Here is a 16,907-nt window from a genome sequence, read left to right as displayed (position 1 = left end):
ACAATGTATAACATATGCGGCTGAAAATGCGCACTCGCAACAGTTTGTGCGCTTTGTCGCGTTGCGGCAACGATAGGCTCCTGACACAATGCTGTCAGGAATCGGGTGGGTTCCGGCGACTGGAAGGCAGTGGTCGATAGCATGGCAAGCACGAATACCGGCATGAACAAGAGACGCAGCAGCGCACCGGCAATCGAATGGCCGACAGTCTGCCTCATTCTCTTCTGCTACGGTGCGTGGTTCGCAATAGGCTTGCTGCTGTGGCCATCTTATCCGCTTTTGGCGCTTGCCATCCTGCCCTTTATCCTGGCTCTGCAATCCTCGCTGATGCATGAGGTGTCGCACGGCCATCCGACCCGCAACGGCAGGATCAATGAAGCCTTCGTCTTCTTGCCGATCGGCATGGTGTGGCCGTTCCGCCGCTTCAAGACCATCCACCTTCGTCATCACGCGGACGAGCGGCTGACCGATCCGCTCGACGATCCGGAGAGCTATTACCAGGCGCTCTGGATGCACGAGGAACTGCCGCCGACGATGAAGCTTCTGCTCAAGATCAACAACACGATGGTCGGCCGCTTCATTCTCGGGCCGTTGCTGTCCTCGGTTGGCTTCTTCATCGACGACGCCAAGCAGATCCTTGCCGGCGACAAGGTGATCCGCAAGGCTTGGCTGCTGCATGCCATCGGTCTCGCGGTTGTGGTGCCGATCGTCACGTTTGGCTTCGGCATTCCGCTCTGGCTCTATATCCTGGTGCCGGTGTGGTTCGGCCAGTCGCTGATCTCGATCCGCACCTATGCGGAGCACCAGTGGTCGGAGCATCCGGAGGGGCGCACGGTGATTGTCGAGCGTTCGCCGCTCTCCTTCCTGTTCCTGAACAACAATCTGCATTTCATTCATCACAAGAGCCCGACCATTGCCTGGTATAGGTTGCCAAAGCTGTTTCGCGAGCGCCGCGAAGAGTGGCTGCGGATGAACAACAGTTATGCCTATCCGAACTATTTCGCGATGCTCAAGGCCCACGCTTTCAAGGCCAAGGAGCCGGTCGTCCATCCGGTGCTGCGGCGCACGCCGGAGCCCGGCCGCGCCTTCAAGCCGCGCGTCAGGGCACGCAATGTGAGCGGGCTTGGCACGGCGCCGGTTCCGGCCGAGCCGCCGAAAGAGTAATTTCGACTTTCCGCGCCCGCTTTTTTCGCGGCGGAACGCAGGCGCCAAAGTTCGCCTGTCCTTGAAAGCTGTTCGACATGAGCAAGTTCGTTGCGGCCCTGCCGATGTATGACTGGCCCGAAGCGCGGGGCGAGGTCGATGAGCGATGGGCGCGGCTGCGTGACGCCTTCCGGCAAAGGGGCATCGACGCGCCGGAAACGATCGTGCGCCGCAATGGTGATCTGCCGCCGGTGCCCGGCGGGATCCTCGGCGCCGCCGGTGAGGTGATCGCGCCGGACCCGGCGACGCTGCCCCCGGACGAGTTCGATTTCCACCAGCTCTGGCTGAGCCCGGCGCTTCTGTTCGGGCAAACCTGCTGGGGGCCGATGGAACTCGGCATTGCCCGGCATGTGCAGGTGATCGCGCAGCCGACCTACGATGCGTTCGAGGGCGGGCAGGGCGAACTTTATTCCAGCGCGCTGGTGATGGCCGCGGATGGCGGTTCGTCGGTTGCCTCGCCGCAGGACGGCAAGGCCGTCATCCCGCTCGATCTTCTGCGCGGCAAGCGCTTCATCTTCAACAATCCCGATTCGATGTCCGGGCTGATCGCGCTGACGCGCGACCTGGAGGCGATGGGCGAAAGCCTGGATATCTTCGCCTCGCGCGGCGAGAGCGGCGGCCACCGGTCGTCGGTCATCGCCATCGCCGAGGGCAGGGCCGATATCGCGGCGATCGACTGCCAAAGCTGGGCGCTGGCGCAGCGCTTCGAGCCGGCCGCGCGGGGTGTCAAAGTCGTCGGCTGGACAGCGCGGCGCAAGGGCCTGCCCTATATCACCGCCAGGACCACCCCGGCCGCGATCGTCGCCGCGATGCGCGAGGCCGTCGCGGCGGTCGAAGGCGGCGCGTCAGAGCAGCCGCTCGTCCAGCGGGTAAGCTGACAGCTTCTCGTTGCCGGTCTCGGTGATCAGGATCTGTTCCTCGATCTTGACGCCTTCGTGCCCGCCAAGCCTGCCGATATAGCTTTCGACGCAGAGCACCATGCCGGGCTCGAGCACGCCGTCCGGTGTGTCGGTGGTCCAATCGCCGGGGTGCGGCAGTGTCGGATATTCGTCCGCCAGGCCGACGCCGTGATAGAGCACGCCGTAGCGCGTGGGGTAGCAATCGTGCGGCGGCACCGCCGAGCGCTCGACGAGATCGCGGAAGGAGATGCCCGGCCGCATCAGATCCGTGTTATGGGCGATCTGGTCTGCGGCGATGCGGAACAGATCCCGCTGCTCGTTCGACGGCGGCCTGTCGCCGCAAAGCCAGGTGCGCGAAAGATCGGCGCAGAAACCGTAGGGACCAATCAGGTCGGTGTCGAAGGCGACGAGGTCGCCATTCTCGATGACGCGCGAGGAGCATTCCTGGAACCAGGGATTGGTGCGCGGGCCGGACGACAGAAGCCGCGTCTCGATCCACTCGCCGCCGCGCGCGATATTGCCGCGATGCAGCTCCGCCCATAGCTCGTTCTCGGAGATGCCGGGCTTGAGCACAGCTTCCATCTCGCCCATCGCCGCCTCGCAGGCGACGATGGCGCGGCGCATAGCGAGGATTTCGTCCGGCGATTTGATGAGGCGCGCGTTTTCCATCACCGCCTCGCCATTGCCGACGGAAATGCCGCGGCGGGCGAGCTCCTCGACACCTTCGGGATTGATGTGGTCGACGGCGATGCGGCGGTTGCCGCCGCCATGCTCGTCAATGAGTTCGGCGATGCCGCCGCCCCAGCGGCGAACCTTCGCGTCGGTCAACTCGCCGCTGTAGAGATACATCCACGATACCGCCGGCCGCACCTCGTCGACGACGCCCGAATGGTCGGACAGGTGCTCGCAGGAGAAATAGTCGAACAGCACCACCGGGCCTTCGGTGGCGACGAAACAGTGGCGCGTCGGGTTGTGCGCGACCCAGAGCTGCATGTTGGTCGAGTCCGTCGCGTAGCGGATGTTGACCGGATCGTAGAGCAGGGCGCCGGCATAGTCCCGGCGCTTCAGCTCGGCGCGGATGCGCTCGAGCCGGTAGCTCCGCATGGCGGGCAGGTTGGGCGCCGCAATGCCGGCGGTCGCCCATTCGGCTTCGGCTGTCGCGCCGTAGCCCAGCACATGCTGGTTGAGCGAAGCCGCCTTGTCGCGCGAGGCCCCGCGCAGCGCATCGACCGAGCCGGGCTCGAAGGGCATGATCTTGCGATGGCGGCCGAAGCCCAGCTTGTCCATTCGTCCCCCTCACACCTTACGGCGCGATCTTCTTATGCAGTTTGGTGATCGTGACCTTGCGCGGCGGGAAGCCGAGCGCCTGCGGCACCTCGACAGTGCGGTGGACAGTGTCCATCGCATAGCCGGCTCTCGCCAACTCTTCGAAGACGTCCGAGGACGATTCCCTGTCATCGGTCAGGACAAGCACCGCCGGCTCGCGGATCGACGGGGCGAAGTCCGGTGTCTCGTCATCGAGCGCGATGAGATCGGCGTCGACCAGGCGCAGATTGCCGACCCAGAACCAGCTCGACACCACGGTCTTGACCGGTCCGTCAGCGTTGATCTGCTCGTAAAGCGACCGGTAATCCAAACGCACGACGCCTCCGCGGCTGTCGCCGCCGTGCAGATGCATGTACCAGCTCAGCGGCAGCACAAGGACGGCAAGAAGAGCACCGACGAAGACGATGGTGGCTTGCGTCTTGCGGCCCCTCTGGCCCATGGCGTCGAAGCGCATGGCAAGAGCCGCCGGCAGGAGGATAAAGATGGGCAGCATCCAGCGGTCGCGAAACTGAGTGATGCCCGCCGCCAGCACGACCGTCACCATGACCACAAGGCCAAGGACGATGGCTCGCCAAAACAGTTTTTCCGGCCACCGTACCGGCTGAGGCGGTTCCGTCCATTCTCTTATCGCCAGGCCGTAGGCGACGGCAAAGATCGCCACCGGCAATCCAGCGAAATTGACGATCGCGTTGGCCAATCTGCGGATGCCGAGAAGTGCCGTTTTCGCGATGCTGCCGCCTTGGGCGACGCCTAGGCCTCCCTGGTGCGAGAGCAGATCGTCCAAATGCGTGAGGCTCCAATAAAGCGTCGGCAGGCAGGCAAGGATCGCTACCGCCACGCTGATGAGGAAGCGACGGTCGAAGATCGCCTCACGCGTTTCGCGGACCGACAGAGATGCCAGGAACAGGGCGGCCAGGAAGATGACGATGTTGTATTTCGACAGCATCGCGGCCGCCGTCGCCAAGCCCAAAAACGCATAGGCAACGGCCGATCGCCGCTTTTCCGCTTCGACCAGCGCCAGAAGCAGCACCGAGGTGAAACAGAATATGGCGACCGAGTGGGTGAGGGCATGCTGCATCTCCCAGAAGATCTGGGGAAACAGAAGCAGCCCGAACATGCCGGCGGCAGCGGCGCGATTCGAGTAGCCGAGGCGGCGTATGGCGGTGAAATAGGCGGTCAGCCCCGCCGCCAGCAAGCCGTATTTGACGATCTTGAGGGCAAGGACGCTGGTTCCGACCACAGAGGCCGCAAGGATCGCCAGCCAGGTGTACAAAGGCGGCTGCGAACTGCCGTAGCCGGCGGCCAAAAACCGCATCTCCATCAGCTGCTCGGAATCGTCGACGCCGACGCCGGTGCCCGCGACATGGGACAACAGCGTCATCGCCACGATCTGCGTCAGGCAGTAGACGAGGACCGACGCGACCGCGGCGCTGAATGGACCGCCCCGTCCATCGCAGAGCCAATCGGTCCATTTCTCTAGCTGCCGCAAGGGGGTGGTCTTCTCATGCTGATGCGCCGATAGCGGGCCATCGACCATGCCACAGCAATCGGCGCAATCCAACAATGGGGCGCGTCAGGTCCGCATCTTCTCGCCGCTCGGGTCGAAGGGCGGCTCGACATTGATGCGGGCCGGGCGGCGGTGGCCGAGAATCTCGATCTCGAACAGGCCGGCGCTTTCGTCCTCGGCGAGAGCGGCAGGGACGTAGCCCTGCGCCATCGACTTCTGGACGTAATGCGCATAGCCGCCCGACGTCACCCAGCCGACGACGCGCCATTCGCCATCGACGATGCCGCGCACGGCGGAGGCGCCTTCGGCGGCCTTCGATCCGCGCACTTCCTTGCCGGTCTCATCGAAGCGCGGCGCGCCGTAGCCATGCGGCTTCTCGACCGTGCCATAGTCCTTGCTGACCTTGGCCCAGATCGGCTCGTCGCCCATCACGTCGGCATCGACGGCGTCGACGATGAAGGAGACGCGGCGCAGTTTCGGACCCTCGGCCTGCTCCTTGGCCGATGCCTCGCGGCCGATGAAGTCGTTCTTCTCCAGCTTGATGAAGCGCTCCATCGAGCCTTCGAACGGACCGTAGATCGGGCGCAACTCGCGGAACCAGGTCGGGAAGTTCTTCTCCAGACGCATCGACAGCAGCGCGCGCATGCCGAAATCGACGAGGCCGAATTCCTCGCCCGCCTCCTTGATCGCCTTGTAGACCAGGCGCTGATAGGCTGGCGCCATCCAGATCTCGTAGCCGAGGTCGCCGGTATAGGTGATGCGGTTGACCATGCAGGGCGCGCCGCCGACCGCCATCTCGCGGAAATCCATGAAGCGGAAGGCCTTCGTCGAGACGTCGACATCGACCAGCTTCTGCAGCAGGTCCCTCGACTTCGGTCCGGCGATCGAGAGCCCCACCAGCGTCTGGTCGAAGCGGTGGATGCGCACCGACCCATCCTTGGGCAGATGCTTCTCGAACCAGCGCATATGGTATTTCTGCGCGGCCGACGAGCCCCAGATCATGAAACGGTCTTCGCCTGACTTGGCGATGGTGAAGTCGCCGATCAGCTTGCCGAACTCGTTGACCATCGGGGTCAGCACGATGCGGCCGACCTTCGGCATGCGGTTCGTCATCAGCCGGTTGAGGAAATCCTCCGCGCCCTGGCCGGACACTTCGTATTTGGCGAAGTTGGCGATCTCGGTGACGCCGACCCTCTCGCGCGTGGCGCGCACTTCCTCGCCGATCGGGCCGAAATCGTTGGAGCGGTGGAAGGACACGATGTCCTTCGGCTCCGTGCCCTTCGGCGCGAACCAGAGTGGGGTTTCCAGGCCCCAGCTATCGCCCATGACCGCGTTGTTGGCGAGCATGGTGTCGTAGAGCGGCGTCGTCTGCGCGGGACGGGCGGCCGGCAGTTCCTCGTTTGGGAAGCGGATCGAGAAGCGGCGCGAATAGTTCTCGCGCACCTTGGCGTTGGTGTAGCGCAGCGTCGCCCATTCGCCGAAGCGGGCGACGTCCATGCCCCAGACGTCGAAGCCCGGATCGCCATGCACCATCCAGTTGGAGAGCGCCAGGCCGACGCCGCCGCCCTGGCTGAAGCCGGCCATGACGGCGCAGGCGCACCAGAAATTGGTCAGGCCCTGCACCGGGCCGACCAGCGGGTTGCCGTCGAGCGCGAAGGTGAAGGGACCGTTGATGATCTGCTTGATGCCGGCCTTCTCGATGCCGGGGAAATGCTTGAAGCCGATCTCCAGCGAAGGCGCGATGCGGTCGATGTCGGGCTGCAAAAGCTCATGGCCGAAATCCCAGGGCGTGTTGACCGGCGACCAGGGCTTGCAGGCCTTCTCATAGGTGCCGAGCAGGATGCCGTTGCGCTCCTGGCGCGTGTAGATCTCGCCCTTGAAGTCGAGCACGCCGATCATCTCGCGGCCGGTCGACTTGTTGAATTCCTCGACCTCCGGCATCGGCTCGGTCAAGAGGTACATATGCTCCATCGCCAGCACCGGCAGCTCGACGCCGACCATGCGGCCGATTTCGCGCGCCCACAGGCCGCCGCAGTTGACGACATGCTCGGCGTGGACCGTGCCTTGCTCGGTGACGACGTTCCAGGTGCCGTCCGGCTGCTGCGTGAGATCGACGACGCGGTTGCGCAGCACGATCTCCGCGCCGAGCTTCTTGGCCGCCTTGGAATAGGCGATGGTGGTGCCGGACGGATCGAGATGGCCCTCGACCGGATCCCACATGGCGCCGACGAAGTTCTTCTCGTCCATCAGCGGGAACATGGCCTTGGCTTCCGACGGCGTGATCAGCTCGGTGTCCATGCCGAGATAACGGCCCTTGGCGTGAGCCAACCGCAGGAAGTCCATGCGCTCAGGCGTGTCCGCCATCATGACGCCGCCGGTCAGATGCAGCGAGCAGGACTGGCCGGAGAGCTCCTCGATCTCCTTGTAGAGCTGGACCGTGTAGGCCTGCAGCTTGGCGACGTTGGGGTCGCCGTTCAGCGTATGGAAGCCGCCAGCCGCATGCCAGGACGAGCCGGACGTCAGCTCCGAACGCTCGATCAGCATGATGTCGGTCCAGCCGGCCTTGGCGAGATGATAAAGCACCGAGCAGCCGACGACGCCGCCGCCGATGACAACCGCTTTTACATGGGATTTCATGAAGATAGGTCCGTTTTATAGAGACTGAATTGAATGATTGGTATGGAGGCTAAGCGAAGCTCGACGGAGTGGGGGTCGACTGCTCATCCGGCCCAACAAAGGTGATCAGAAATCCGTCGGCGCGCCGCCTTCGGCGCGGCGTTTTTCGACGAAATCGTTGAGTTCCTCGCGGATGGCCGGATCCATATACGGCTCTTCGTAGGAGGCAAGGCGCTCCTTCCACACCTTGTTGGTGCGTTCCATCGCCGTCGGCGAGCCGGCCTCGGTCCAGGTTTCGAAGTTGCGCCAATCGGAGACGATCGGCGAGTAGAAGGCGGTCTTGTAGCGCTCCTGCGTGTGCTGGGTGCCGAAGAAATGGCCGCCGGGGCCGACCGACTGGATGGCGTCGAAGCCGAGCGCGTCCTCGGAGAGATCGAGGGGGGTGAGGAACTCGGCAACCATCTGCAACAGGTCGATGTCGAGGATCGTCTTTTCGTAGGAGCAGCGCAGGCCGCCTTCCAGCCAGCCAGCGCCGTGCATCATCAGATTGCCGCCGCCCTGGATCGCGCCCCACAGCGAGAACACGCTTTCATAGGCGGCCTGCGCATCGACCGTGTTGGCGGCGCAGGTGTTAGAGGTGCGGTAGGGGATGTTGTAACGGCGGGCGAGCTGGCCGCCGACGAGCTGCGCCTTCATGTATTCGGGTGTGCCGAAGGCCGGCGCGCCGGACTTCATATCCACGTTGGAGGTGAAGCCGCCATAGCCGACCGGCGCGCCTTTCTTGACCATTTGCGCGAAGGCGATGCCGGAAAGCGCCTCGGCGTTCTGCTGCACCAACGCGCCGGCGACGGTGACGGGCGCCATGGCGCCCGACAGCGTGAACGGGGTGACGATCACGGCCTGGCCCATGCTCGCCATCTGGATGATGCCTTCCATCATCGGCACGTCGAGCTTGAGCGGCGAATTGGTGTTGATGATGGTGAAGACCGACGGTTCGGCCATCAGTTGCTCGCGGCTGATGCCGCGGGCGATGCGGGTGATCTCGATGCCGTCGACATTGCGCTCCTTGCCGAGCGAATAGATGTGGAAGACCTTGTCGGTCAGCATGGCGAGGTCGCGGATGCATTCCAGGTGCCGCACCGACGGATGGATGTCGATCGGCTCCACCGGATAGCCGCCGGTGCATTGCAGGATGTTGTGCATCTGCGCCAGGCGCAGGAAGTTGCGGTAGTCCGCCTGGTTGCCGGGCCGGCGGCCGCGGTCGAGATCGGAGCAGTTGGGCGCGGAAGCCATCATCGACAGGATGAGGTTGTTGCCGCCGAAGCGCAGATTGTGCGCCGGGTTGCGGGCGTGCAGCGTGAATTCCGAGGGGCAGTGCGAGACGAGCTCGAGGATCATGTCGCTGTCGAAGCGCACGCGCTCCGAGCCTTCGCGCACATCGGCGCCACGCGCCTTCATGATGCGGCGGGCTTCCTCGTGCAGAACGTCGACGCCGATCTCCTTCAGCACGCGCAGCGAGGCGAGGTGGATCGATTCCAGCTCGTCGTCGGACACGAACTTGGTCGGCGTCAGCGGATTCTTCAACTGCCGGAAGGCGGGCTGTTCGAAAGAGGCCGCGCCGCCGGCGCGCTTGCCCGCGCGGCCGCCACGGCGGGCGCGATCGGTAGCCGGTGCCGGCTCGGCGGGATGAAGGGCGGCGGTCATGAGAAGCCTCGTGAGAATGCGAAATTGGCCGGCATAATGGACCGGCGGCCATGCAGCCGGTGAGGAGGCGGCGACCACTAGGGCGAGGGAAGCGACATGACGGAAGGGGAGGATGCGCGGGCTTATGGCAGCGCCGGGGCTCCTGACAGGGAGTGGCTGGAACATACGCTTTCGCAGCCAGTTGGCCCTTACAGCGGCCGGCCGCAACGGCTAAGCCTCCAGCGGGTTGGATCAGGAAACGATGGCTCTGGCGGATTCAGAGAGCAGCGAGACTGTGCAGTTGGCTGCGATCACAGGCGTGATCGCGACGGTTTCGGTGTTCGCCGTCGCGCAGGGACTTTCCTATCCGCTGCTGAGCTTCATCCTGCAGCGGCAAGGCGTTTCGCCGGCGATGATCGGGCTCTCGGCGGCAATGACGCCGATCGGCTTCATCGTTTCCTCGCCGCCGATCCCGGCATTGGCGCGCCGGTTCGGGGCAGGGCGGACCGCGCTCACCTGCGCCGCGCTCTCGGCACTGGTGCTGGCGCTGATCGGCTGGACGCAGAATGTCTATCTGTGGTTTCCGCTGCGCTTCCTGATCGGCGTGGTGACCAACCCGCTTTATGTCTTGAGCGAGATCTGGGTAATCGCGCTGGCGCCGCCGACGCGGCGCGGCCGCGTCATGGGCATCTATTCCACCATCATCTCGGCCGGCTTCGCGGCCGGGCCGCTCTGCCTGCTTGCCGTCGGCACCGAAGGCTGGCCGCCTTTCCTGGTAGGCATCGGCGCCTTCCTCTTCTGCGGCGGCTGCCTGGCCGTGGTGGTGCGCCGCCTGCCCAAGGTCGAGGAGGCAGAGAACAAGGTTTCGGTCCTGGGCTTCATACCCTTAGCCTGGCTGCTTCTGTCGGCGGTCGTCGTCGCGGCAGGGTTCGAGCAGGCGATCCTGGCGCTGCTGCCGGTCTACGGTACGCATCACGGCATTCCCGAGGCGCGCATGTCGGCGCTGCTGTCGGTGATGATCGCCGGCAACATCGCCATGCAGGTGCCGCTCGGCCTGCTCGCCGAAAGGCTGACGGCGCGCCTGGTGCGCTTCGGCTGTGTGGCGGTGGCGATCCTCGGCTGCGTGCTTTTGCCGGCGCTGATCGAGACGCCGCTGATCTGGCTCTGCGTCTTTGTCTGGGGCGCCGTTTCCTACGGCATCTACACCATGTCGATCATCGAGCTCGGCGAACGTTTTACAGGCTCGGCGCTGGTCGCCGGCAATGCCGCCTTCTCGCTGATGTGGGGCCTCGGCGGCATCGTCGTGCCGCCCCTCACCGGCGGCGTCATGGATGTGATCGGCGCCCCAGGCCTGCCGGTCACGCTGGGCGTGATTTGCGCCGCCTTGGCGGTGGCGACGGTCCTGCGCCGGCGGGTTTTCTGACCGATCTCGCCAAGGCTCTTGAATATCCAAGCAGCGAACGCGATGTAGGCGGGGCCGCCAGATGGAGACCCGCATGACCAGCTCGATGACCAAAACACAGCCCGAGTCAACGGCTGACGATCCCTTCCTCTGGCTGGAGGACCGCAACGGCGAGGAAGCGCTGGACTGGGTTCATCGCCAGAATGCGCTGACCGTCGCCGAATTGCAGGGCGATCCTTCCTATCAGGCGACCTTCGAGACCGCGCTCGACCTGATGACGGCCGAGGACAATATGCCGGTCGGGGCCGCACTTGCCGGTCACGTCTATAATTTCTGGCAGGACAAGACCAATGCGCTGGGCCTATGGCGGCGCACGCCTGTCGCTTCCTACAAGACCGAGAAGCCGGATTGGGAGACGATCATCGATTTCGATCAGCTCTCGGCGAAGGAAGGCATCAAATGGGTGTTCGGCGGCGCCAGCCGGCTCTATCCAGATTTCGACCGCTGCCTGCTCTACATGTCGCCGGACGGCGGCGACGCCAGCGAGATGCGCGAGTTCGACATCGCGACGAGATCCTTTGTCGAGGGCGGTTTTTCCGCGCGCGCGTCCAAGTCGGGCTTTTCCTGGCTGGACAAGGACACGGTGCTCGTCTCGGCGGCTTTCGAGGAGGAAGACAAAACCCAGTCCGGCTATCCGCGCGTCATCAAGCTCTGGCGGCGCGGCACGAGGCTCGAGGATGCGACGCCGATCTTCGAAGGCGAGAAGCAGCATCTCGCGGTCGGCGGCGGTGTCGAGTATGACGGCGACAAGCGGCATGTGCTGCTCGGAAAGACGCTCGACTTCTTCACCTCGCACAGTTTCCTGCGGCTGGCTTCTGGCGAGAACCGGCGCATCCCGCTGCCCGACGACGCCACCGACACGGCGATCTTCAAGGGACAGCTGATCTTCGGCGTGCGCAGCCCTTGGACGGCGCCCGACGGCACCCAATGCTTGCCCGACGGACTTTACTCGGTCGATTTCGACCAGTGGATCGACACGGGCGAGTTCGGTCCATTCGAAACCGTGCTCGCGCCGGCGCATCGCGTTTCGATCGCGGGGCTAGCTGGGACGCAGCACCGGCTGTTCATCAACCTGATGGACAATGTGCGCGGCAAGGTCATCGCCTGTGACCGTACCGCCGAAGGCTGGTCGCTGAAGCCGGTGGCATTGCCCGCCATCGGCAATGTCGGCATCAGCCATGTCGAGCATTTCGGCTCCAGCGTCTCCTTCTCCTTCACCGATTTCCTGACGCCGAGTTCGATCATCTGGTCGGACGACGATGGCGAGACGCTTCAGACCGTGAAGTCGCAGCCGGCCCGCTTCGATGCCTCGCCCTATGTTTCGGAGCAGTTCGAGGCGCGCTCGAAGGACGGCACGATGATCCCGTATTTCGTGGTGCGGCGCCGCGACCAGAAGGGGCCGGTGCCGGCGCTGCTCTACGGCTATGGCGGCTTCGAAGTGCCGCTGCTGCCAGGCTATGCCGGGATCCGTGGCAAGCTCTGGCTGGACAAGGGCAACGCCTATATCCAGGCCAACATCCGCGGCGGTGGCGAGTTCGGTCCGGCCTGGCACCAGGCGGCGCTGAAAGGCAAGCGCCAGAACGCCTTCGACGATTTCGCGGCGGTGGCCGAGGATGTCGTCAAGCGCGGCATCACCACGGCGGCGCAACTCGGCATCCAGGGCGGCTCCAATGGCGGCCTGCTTACCGGCACGTCGCTGACGCAGCGGCCTGAACTGTTCGGCGCCGTCATCATCGACGTGCCGCTGCTCGACATGCTGCGCTACACCGAACTGCCGCCCGGCGCCTCCTGGATCGCCGAATATGGCGACCCGTCGAAGCCGGAGGAGGCGGCCTGGCTTGCCGCCTATTCTCCCTACCAGCATGTCGCGGCCGATGCCGCCTATCCGCCGGTGCTGCTGATGACCTCGACCGCCGACGACCGCGTCCATCCCGGACATGCGCGCAAGATGGCGGCGCGGCTCAAGGAGGCCGGCCACGGCCGCACGCTGTTCTTCGAGGAAACCGAGGGCGGTCATGGCGGGCGCGGCGACCGTCGGCCGCAAGCGGCGCAGACGGCAATGCGCTACATGTTCCTCAAGCAGGCGCTGACCAGAACGGCTTGAATTTCTAACCGCAGGCGGCATAAGCTGCCGCCATGATCCGTTTCAGCACATCAGGCGCCTTCGGGGTCGCGGTGACGCCGTCACCGCGGACCCTTCGCGCCGAGTTGTTGCGGCTTTGCGCCCGCATCGGCTATTCGCCGCCCGCCTTCCTCTGAGAATCCGCCCCGGCTGTTGCCGGATTGATTCAAGAGGAAAGACCAAATCCATGACCTATCAGAATTATTCGCTGAAGCAGCTTCAGCAGATCGACGCCGCGCATCACCTTCATCCCTTCACCGACCACAAGGAATTGCGCGAGATCGGCTCCCGCATCATCACCCATGCCAAGGGACCGTTCATCTACGACGCCGACGGCACGGAGATCCTCGACGGCATGGCCGGCCTTTGGTGCGTCAATGTCGGATATGGCCGCGACGAGCTGGCCGAGGCGGCCTACGCCCAGATGAAGGAGCTGCCTTACTACAACTCCTTCTTCAAATGCTCGACGCCGACGCCGGTGCTGTTGTCGAAGAAGCTGGCGGAGCTGGCGCCCAAGCATGTCAGCCAGGTCTTCTACGGTTCGTCCGGTTCGGAGGCCAACGACACGGCGCTCAGGCTCGTGCGCCACTATTGGGCGCTCGAAGGCAAGCCCGAGAAGAACCGCATCATCTCGCGCAAGATGGCCTATCACGGCTCGACCATCGCCGGCACGTCGCTGGGGGGCATGGAGCCTATGCACAAGCAGCTCGGCGGCGCGGTGCCCAATATCGTCCATGTGATGATGCCGTATGCCTATGAGCTGGCGCTGCCCGGCGAAAGCGACCATGATTTCGGCATCCGCGCGGCGAAGGCGGTCGAGGACGCGATCCTCCAAGCCGGCGCCGACAACGTCGCCGCCTTCATCGGCGAACCGGTAATGGGCGCCGGCGGAGTGAAGATCCCGCCGATGAGCTACTGGCCGGAAGTCGAGCGCATTTGCCGCAAATACGATGTGCTGTTGATGCTGGACGAGGTGATCACCGGCTATGGCCGCACCGGCGAATGGTTCGCGGCGCAGACTTTCGGGATCGAGCCCGACACCATCACCACCGCCAAGGCGCTGACCTCGGGCTACCAGCCGCTGTCGGCGCTGCTGGTCGGTGACCGCGTCGCCAGGACTCTGGTCGAGAAGGGCGGCGAGTTCTATCACGGCTACACCTATTCCGGTCATCCGGTGGCCTGCGCGGTGGCGCTGAAGAACCTCGAGATCATCGAGAAGGAAGGCCTGGTCGAGCGCGTCAAGAACGACACCGGGCCGTATTTCGCGCAGGCGCTGCAGGAGCGGATCGCCGGGCACAGGCTGGTCGGCGAGGTTCGCTCGATCGGGCTGATGGGGGCGATCGAGATCGTCAAGGACAAGGCGACCAAGGAACGCTACCTGCCATCGGGAAGTGCGGCCGTCGTGGTCCGCGACCACGCGATCGCGAACGGCATGATGCTGCGGGCCACCGGCGACACGATGATTCTCTCGCCGCCGCTGATCTGGACGCGCGACACGATCGACATGGCCTGTGAGCGGATCGCCAAGGCGCTCGATCTCGCGGACGCTGATTTGCGGAAGCGCTGAGGGGATATTGTCCGGGCGCTCCTCAATGGGCGCCCGGTCCACTCCTGAACGTCGCTGCTGATGTCTCAAAACGCAAAAACCGCGTCCCTGCGGGAACGCGGCTCTGCCAGATACGCATGGCGTTTCGCGACGAGGATACTTGCGAAACTTACGGGCTCCGGTACGCGAGACCTGATCCGGAGCGCCGGGCGGACGCGCTGTCCGCCTCGCAATCCGTTTTAAAGGCACATCGTTACCGGTGGGTTAGCGAGACCTTAAGCAAATCTAAATTTACCGGCTTCGCGCAGCCAAATATTTCAAATAACATTTGAAAAACAGTGACTTATTCCTGATTGCCCCGCAGGAAATTAATAATGCCGGAAAAATCGACACCGGCATGCCCTTGCGCGTTGAACAGCGCATAGAGCTGCGTGGCTTCGGCGCCGAGCGGGGTCACGGCGCCCGCGCCCTGCGCGGCTTCCTGCGACAGTTTCAGGTCCTTCAGCATGAGCGCGGCGGCAAAGCCCGGCTTGTAGTCACGGTTGGCCGGCGAGGCCGGAACAGGGCCGGGCACCGGGCAATAGGTGGTCAGCGACCAGCATTGGCCCGACGAGGTCGAGGCAACGTCATACAGCGCCTGGTGCGACAAGCCGAGCTTTTCGGCGAGCACAAAGGCTTCGGCGACGCCGATCATCGAGATGCCGAGAATCATGTTGTTGCAGATCTTGGCCGCCTGGCCGGCGCCGTCGCCGCCGCAATGAACGATGCGCCCGGCCATCGGCTTCAGAATCGGCTCGGCGGTGGCGAAGGCTTCGTCCGAGCCGCCGGCCATGAAGGTCAGGGTTCCGGCTGTGGCCCCGCCCGTGCCGCCGGAGACCGGCGCGTCGATCGAGGGCAGGTCGTGCTTGGCGGCAATCGCATGCGCCTTGCGCGCCGATTCGACATCGATGGTCGACGAATCGATGAACAGCGCGCCCTTCTTTGCCTTGGGAGCGATGTCTTCGTAAACCGACAGTACATGCTTGCCCGCAGGCAGCATGGTGATGACGACATCGGCATCCTTCACCGCGGCGACGGCGTTCGCCATGACGGTCACGCCATGCTCTTTCGCCACCGTAAGGTTTTCGGGCACGAGATCGAAGCCCAGGACTGCATGCCCCGCCTTGACTAGGTTGGCGGCCATCGGATTGCCCATGTTGCCCAGGCCGATGAAGGCGATGGTGCTCATTATCTCTCTCCCAAGGTCTGTTCAGCGGCCGATCAGCGCCCGCGCGATGATGACGCGCATGATCTCGTTGGTGCCTTCGAGGATCTGGTGGACACGCAGATCCCGCACCAGCTTCTCGATGCCGTAATCGTGCAGATAGCCATAGCCGCCATGCAGCTGCAGCGCCTGGTTGGCGATATCGAAGCCGATATCGGTGACGAAGCGTTTGGCCATCGCCGACCATTTGCCGGCGTCCGGCGCCTTGCGGTCGAGCTTCGAGGCGGCGGCGTAGAGGAAGATGCGGGCTGCCTGCAGCTCCGTCTCCATGTCGGCCAGCCTGAACTGCAGCGCCTGGAACTGGTTGATCTTGGTGCCGAAGGCCTTGCGCTCGGCCGTATAGGCGAGCGCCTTGTCGAGCGCCGATTGCGCGCCGCCGAGCGAGCAGGCGGCGATGTTCAGCCTTCCGCCGTCGAGGCCCGCCATGGCGATGCCGAAGCCGGCGCCTTCTGCGGCCAGCAGGTTCTCGGCCGGCACCTTGCAGTCCTCGAAGATGACCTGGCGGGTCGATTGCATGTGCCAGCCCATCTTGTGCTCGTTGGCGCCGAAGGACAGGCCCGGCGCATCCTTGGGCACGACAAAGGTCGAAATGCCCTTCGGGCCATCGCCGCCGGTGCGCGCCATCACGACATAGAGGTCGCTGTCGCCGGCCCCGGAAATGAACTGCTTGGCGCCGTTGAGTATGTAATCGCCACCGCTTTTCACCGCCCGCGTCTTCAGCGCCGCGGCGTCCGAGCCGGAGCCTGGCTCGGTCAGGCAATAGCTCGCCAGCCACTCCATCGAGGTCAGTTTCGGCAAGAAGCGCTGGCGCTGGTCGTCCGAGCCGAAGCGGTCGATCATCGAGGCCGCCATGTTGTGGATCGAGATGAAGGAGGAAAAAGCCGGGTCGGCGTGGGCGAGCGCCTCGAAGATCAGCACGGCGTCCAGCCGCCCAAGCGCCGAGCCGCCGACATCGTCGCGTACATAGATGCCGCCGAGGCCGAGCGGGCCGGTCTCGCGGATCACATCGGCGGGGAAGTGCTTTGCCTTGTCCCAGTCGAGCGCATTGGGCGCGACGCGGTCCGCCGCGAAGGCCTGGGCCATCTCCTGGATGGCGCGCTGTTCCTCGGTGAGTTCGAATTGGCCAGTGCCCGCATCGACTGCCGCGTCCATGGCGTGCTCCCTGTCGTTTCAGGCCTTGTGGCCTGTCGTTTTTGGCTTTGCGCGCCGTTCAATCTAGACCAATGATGCCGCCGCGCAACCCGGGCCGTTGAGAACCGGCTGTGCATGGAATGACTAA

The 16,907-nt window shown here is 64.4% G+C and carries 11 protein-coding genes; 5 read left to right on the top strand and 6 right to left on the bottom strand.

Annotated features, from left to right (window positions below; genetic code table 11):
- Positions 1–162: 162 nt before the first annotated feature.
- On the top strand, positions 163–1,164 hold the full coding sequence (locus E5X34_RS07860) for a fatty acid desaturase (protein ID WP_292562810.1): 1,002 nt from the start codon (positions 163–165) through the stop codon (positions 1,162–1,164).
- Positions 1,165–1,241: 77 nt separating this feature from the next.
- A complete protein-coding gene (locus E5X34_RS07855) occupies positions 1,242–2,081 on the top strand; it encodes a PhnD/SsuA/transferrin family substrate-binding protein (RefSeq protein WP_292562807.1) in 840 nt (279 codons plus the stop codon).
- On the opposite strand, the gene E5X34_RS07850 is transcribed toward E5X34_RS07855, so the two are convergent.
- The 4 genes from E5X34_RS07850 to E5X34_RS07835 form a co-directional block, all read right to left on the bottom strand.
- A complete protein-coding gene (locus E5X34_RS07850) occupies positions 2,049–3,389 on the bottom strand; it encodes a Xaa-Pro peptidase family protein (RefSeq protein WP_292562806.1) in 1,341 nt (446 codons plus the stop codon). The two genes, E5X34_RS07855 and E5X34_RS07850, sit on opposite strands and share 33 nt — an antisense overlap.
- A gap of 16 nt (positions 3,390–3,405) precedes the next feature.
- The gene (locus E5X34_RS07845) at positions 3,406–4,965 is read right to left on the bottom strand and encodes a glycosyltransferase family 39 protein (protein WP_292562805.1); all 1,560 of its coding nucleotides are present in this window, start codon (positions 4,963–4,965) and stop codon (positions 3,406–3,408) included.
- A 36-nt stretch (positions 4,966–5,001) separates the two neighbouring features.
- A complete protein-coding gene (locus tag E5X34_RS07840) occupies positions 5,002–7,572 on the bottom strand; it encodes an FAD-dependent oxidoreductase (RefSeq protein ID WP_292562804.1) in 2,571 nt (856 codons plus the stop codon).
- Between the two features lie 105 nt (positions 7,573–7,677).
- On the bottom strand, positions 7,678–9,255 hold the full coding sequence (locus tag E5X34_RS07835; RefSeq protein ID WP_292562802.1) for a trimethylamine methyltransferase family protein: 1,578 nt from the start codon (positions 9,253–9,255) through the stop codon (positions 7,678–7,680).
- 241 nt (positions 9,256–9,496) lie between these two features.
- On the opposite strand from E5X34_RS07835, the gene E5X34_RS07830 reads away from it, so the two are divergent.
- The 3 genes from E5X34_RS07830 to E5X34_RS07820 all read left to right on the top strand — a co-directional run bounded on the left by E5X34_RS07830 (position 9,497) and on the right by E5X34_RS07820 (position 14,385).
- Positions 9,497–10,657 carry an MFS transporter gene (locus tag E5X34_RS07830; protein WP_292562800.1) on the top strand — a complete coding sequence of 387 codons (1,161 nt, stop codon included), beginning with the start codon at positions 9,497–9,499 and terminating at the stop codon, positions 10,655–10,657.
- Positions 10,658–10,730: 73 nt separating this feature from the next.
- On the top strand, positions 10,731–12,800 hold the full coding sequence (locus E5X34_RS07825) for a prolyl oligopeptidase family protein (RefSeq protein ID WP_292562798.1): 2,070 nt from the start codon (positions 10,731–10,733) through the stop codon (positions 12,798–12,800).
- Positions 12,801–13,005: 205 nt separating this feature from the next.
- On the top strand, positions 13,006–14,385 hold the full coding sequence (locus tag E5X34_RS07820) for an aspartate aminotransferase family protein (RefSeq protein ID WP_292562796.1): 1,380 nt from the start codon (positions 13,006–13,008) through the stop codon (positions 14,383–14,385).
- Between the two features lie 322 nt (positions 14,386–14,707).
- On the opposite strand, the gene mmsB is transcribed toward E5X34_RS07820, so the two are convergent.
- Both mmsB and E5X34_RS07810 read right to left on the bottom strand, forming a co-directional pair.
- Positions 14,708–15,592, bottom strand: coding sequence for a 3-hydroxyisobutyrate dehydrogenase (gene mmsB / locus E5X34_RS07815; protein WP_292562794.1), 885 nt, complete (start codon positions 15,590–15,592; stop codon positions 14,708–14,710).
- Between the two features lie 21 nt (positions 15,593–15,613).
- The gene (locus tag E5X34_RS07810) at positions 15,614–16,780 is read right to left on the bottom strand and encodes an isobutyryl-CoA dehydrogenase (protein WP_292562792.1); all 1,167 of its coding nucleotides are present in this window, start codon (positions 16,778–16,780) and stop codon (positions 15,614–15,616) included.
- Positions 16,781–16,907 lie beyond the last annotated feature (127 nt).

Origin of the sequence: Mesorhizobium sp. (assembly GCF_004963255.1) — a bacterium.
Taxonomy (GTDB): Bacteria; Pseudomonadota; Alphaproteobacteria; order Rhizobiales; family Rhizobiaceae; genus Mesorhizobium.
The sequence above is the reverse complement of the archived record's forward strand: the minus strand, read 5'-3'. Positions and strand labels throughout refer to the sequence as shown.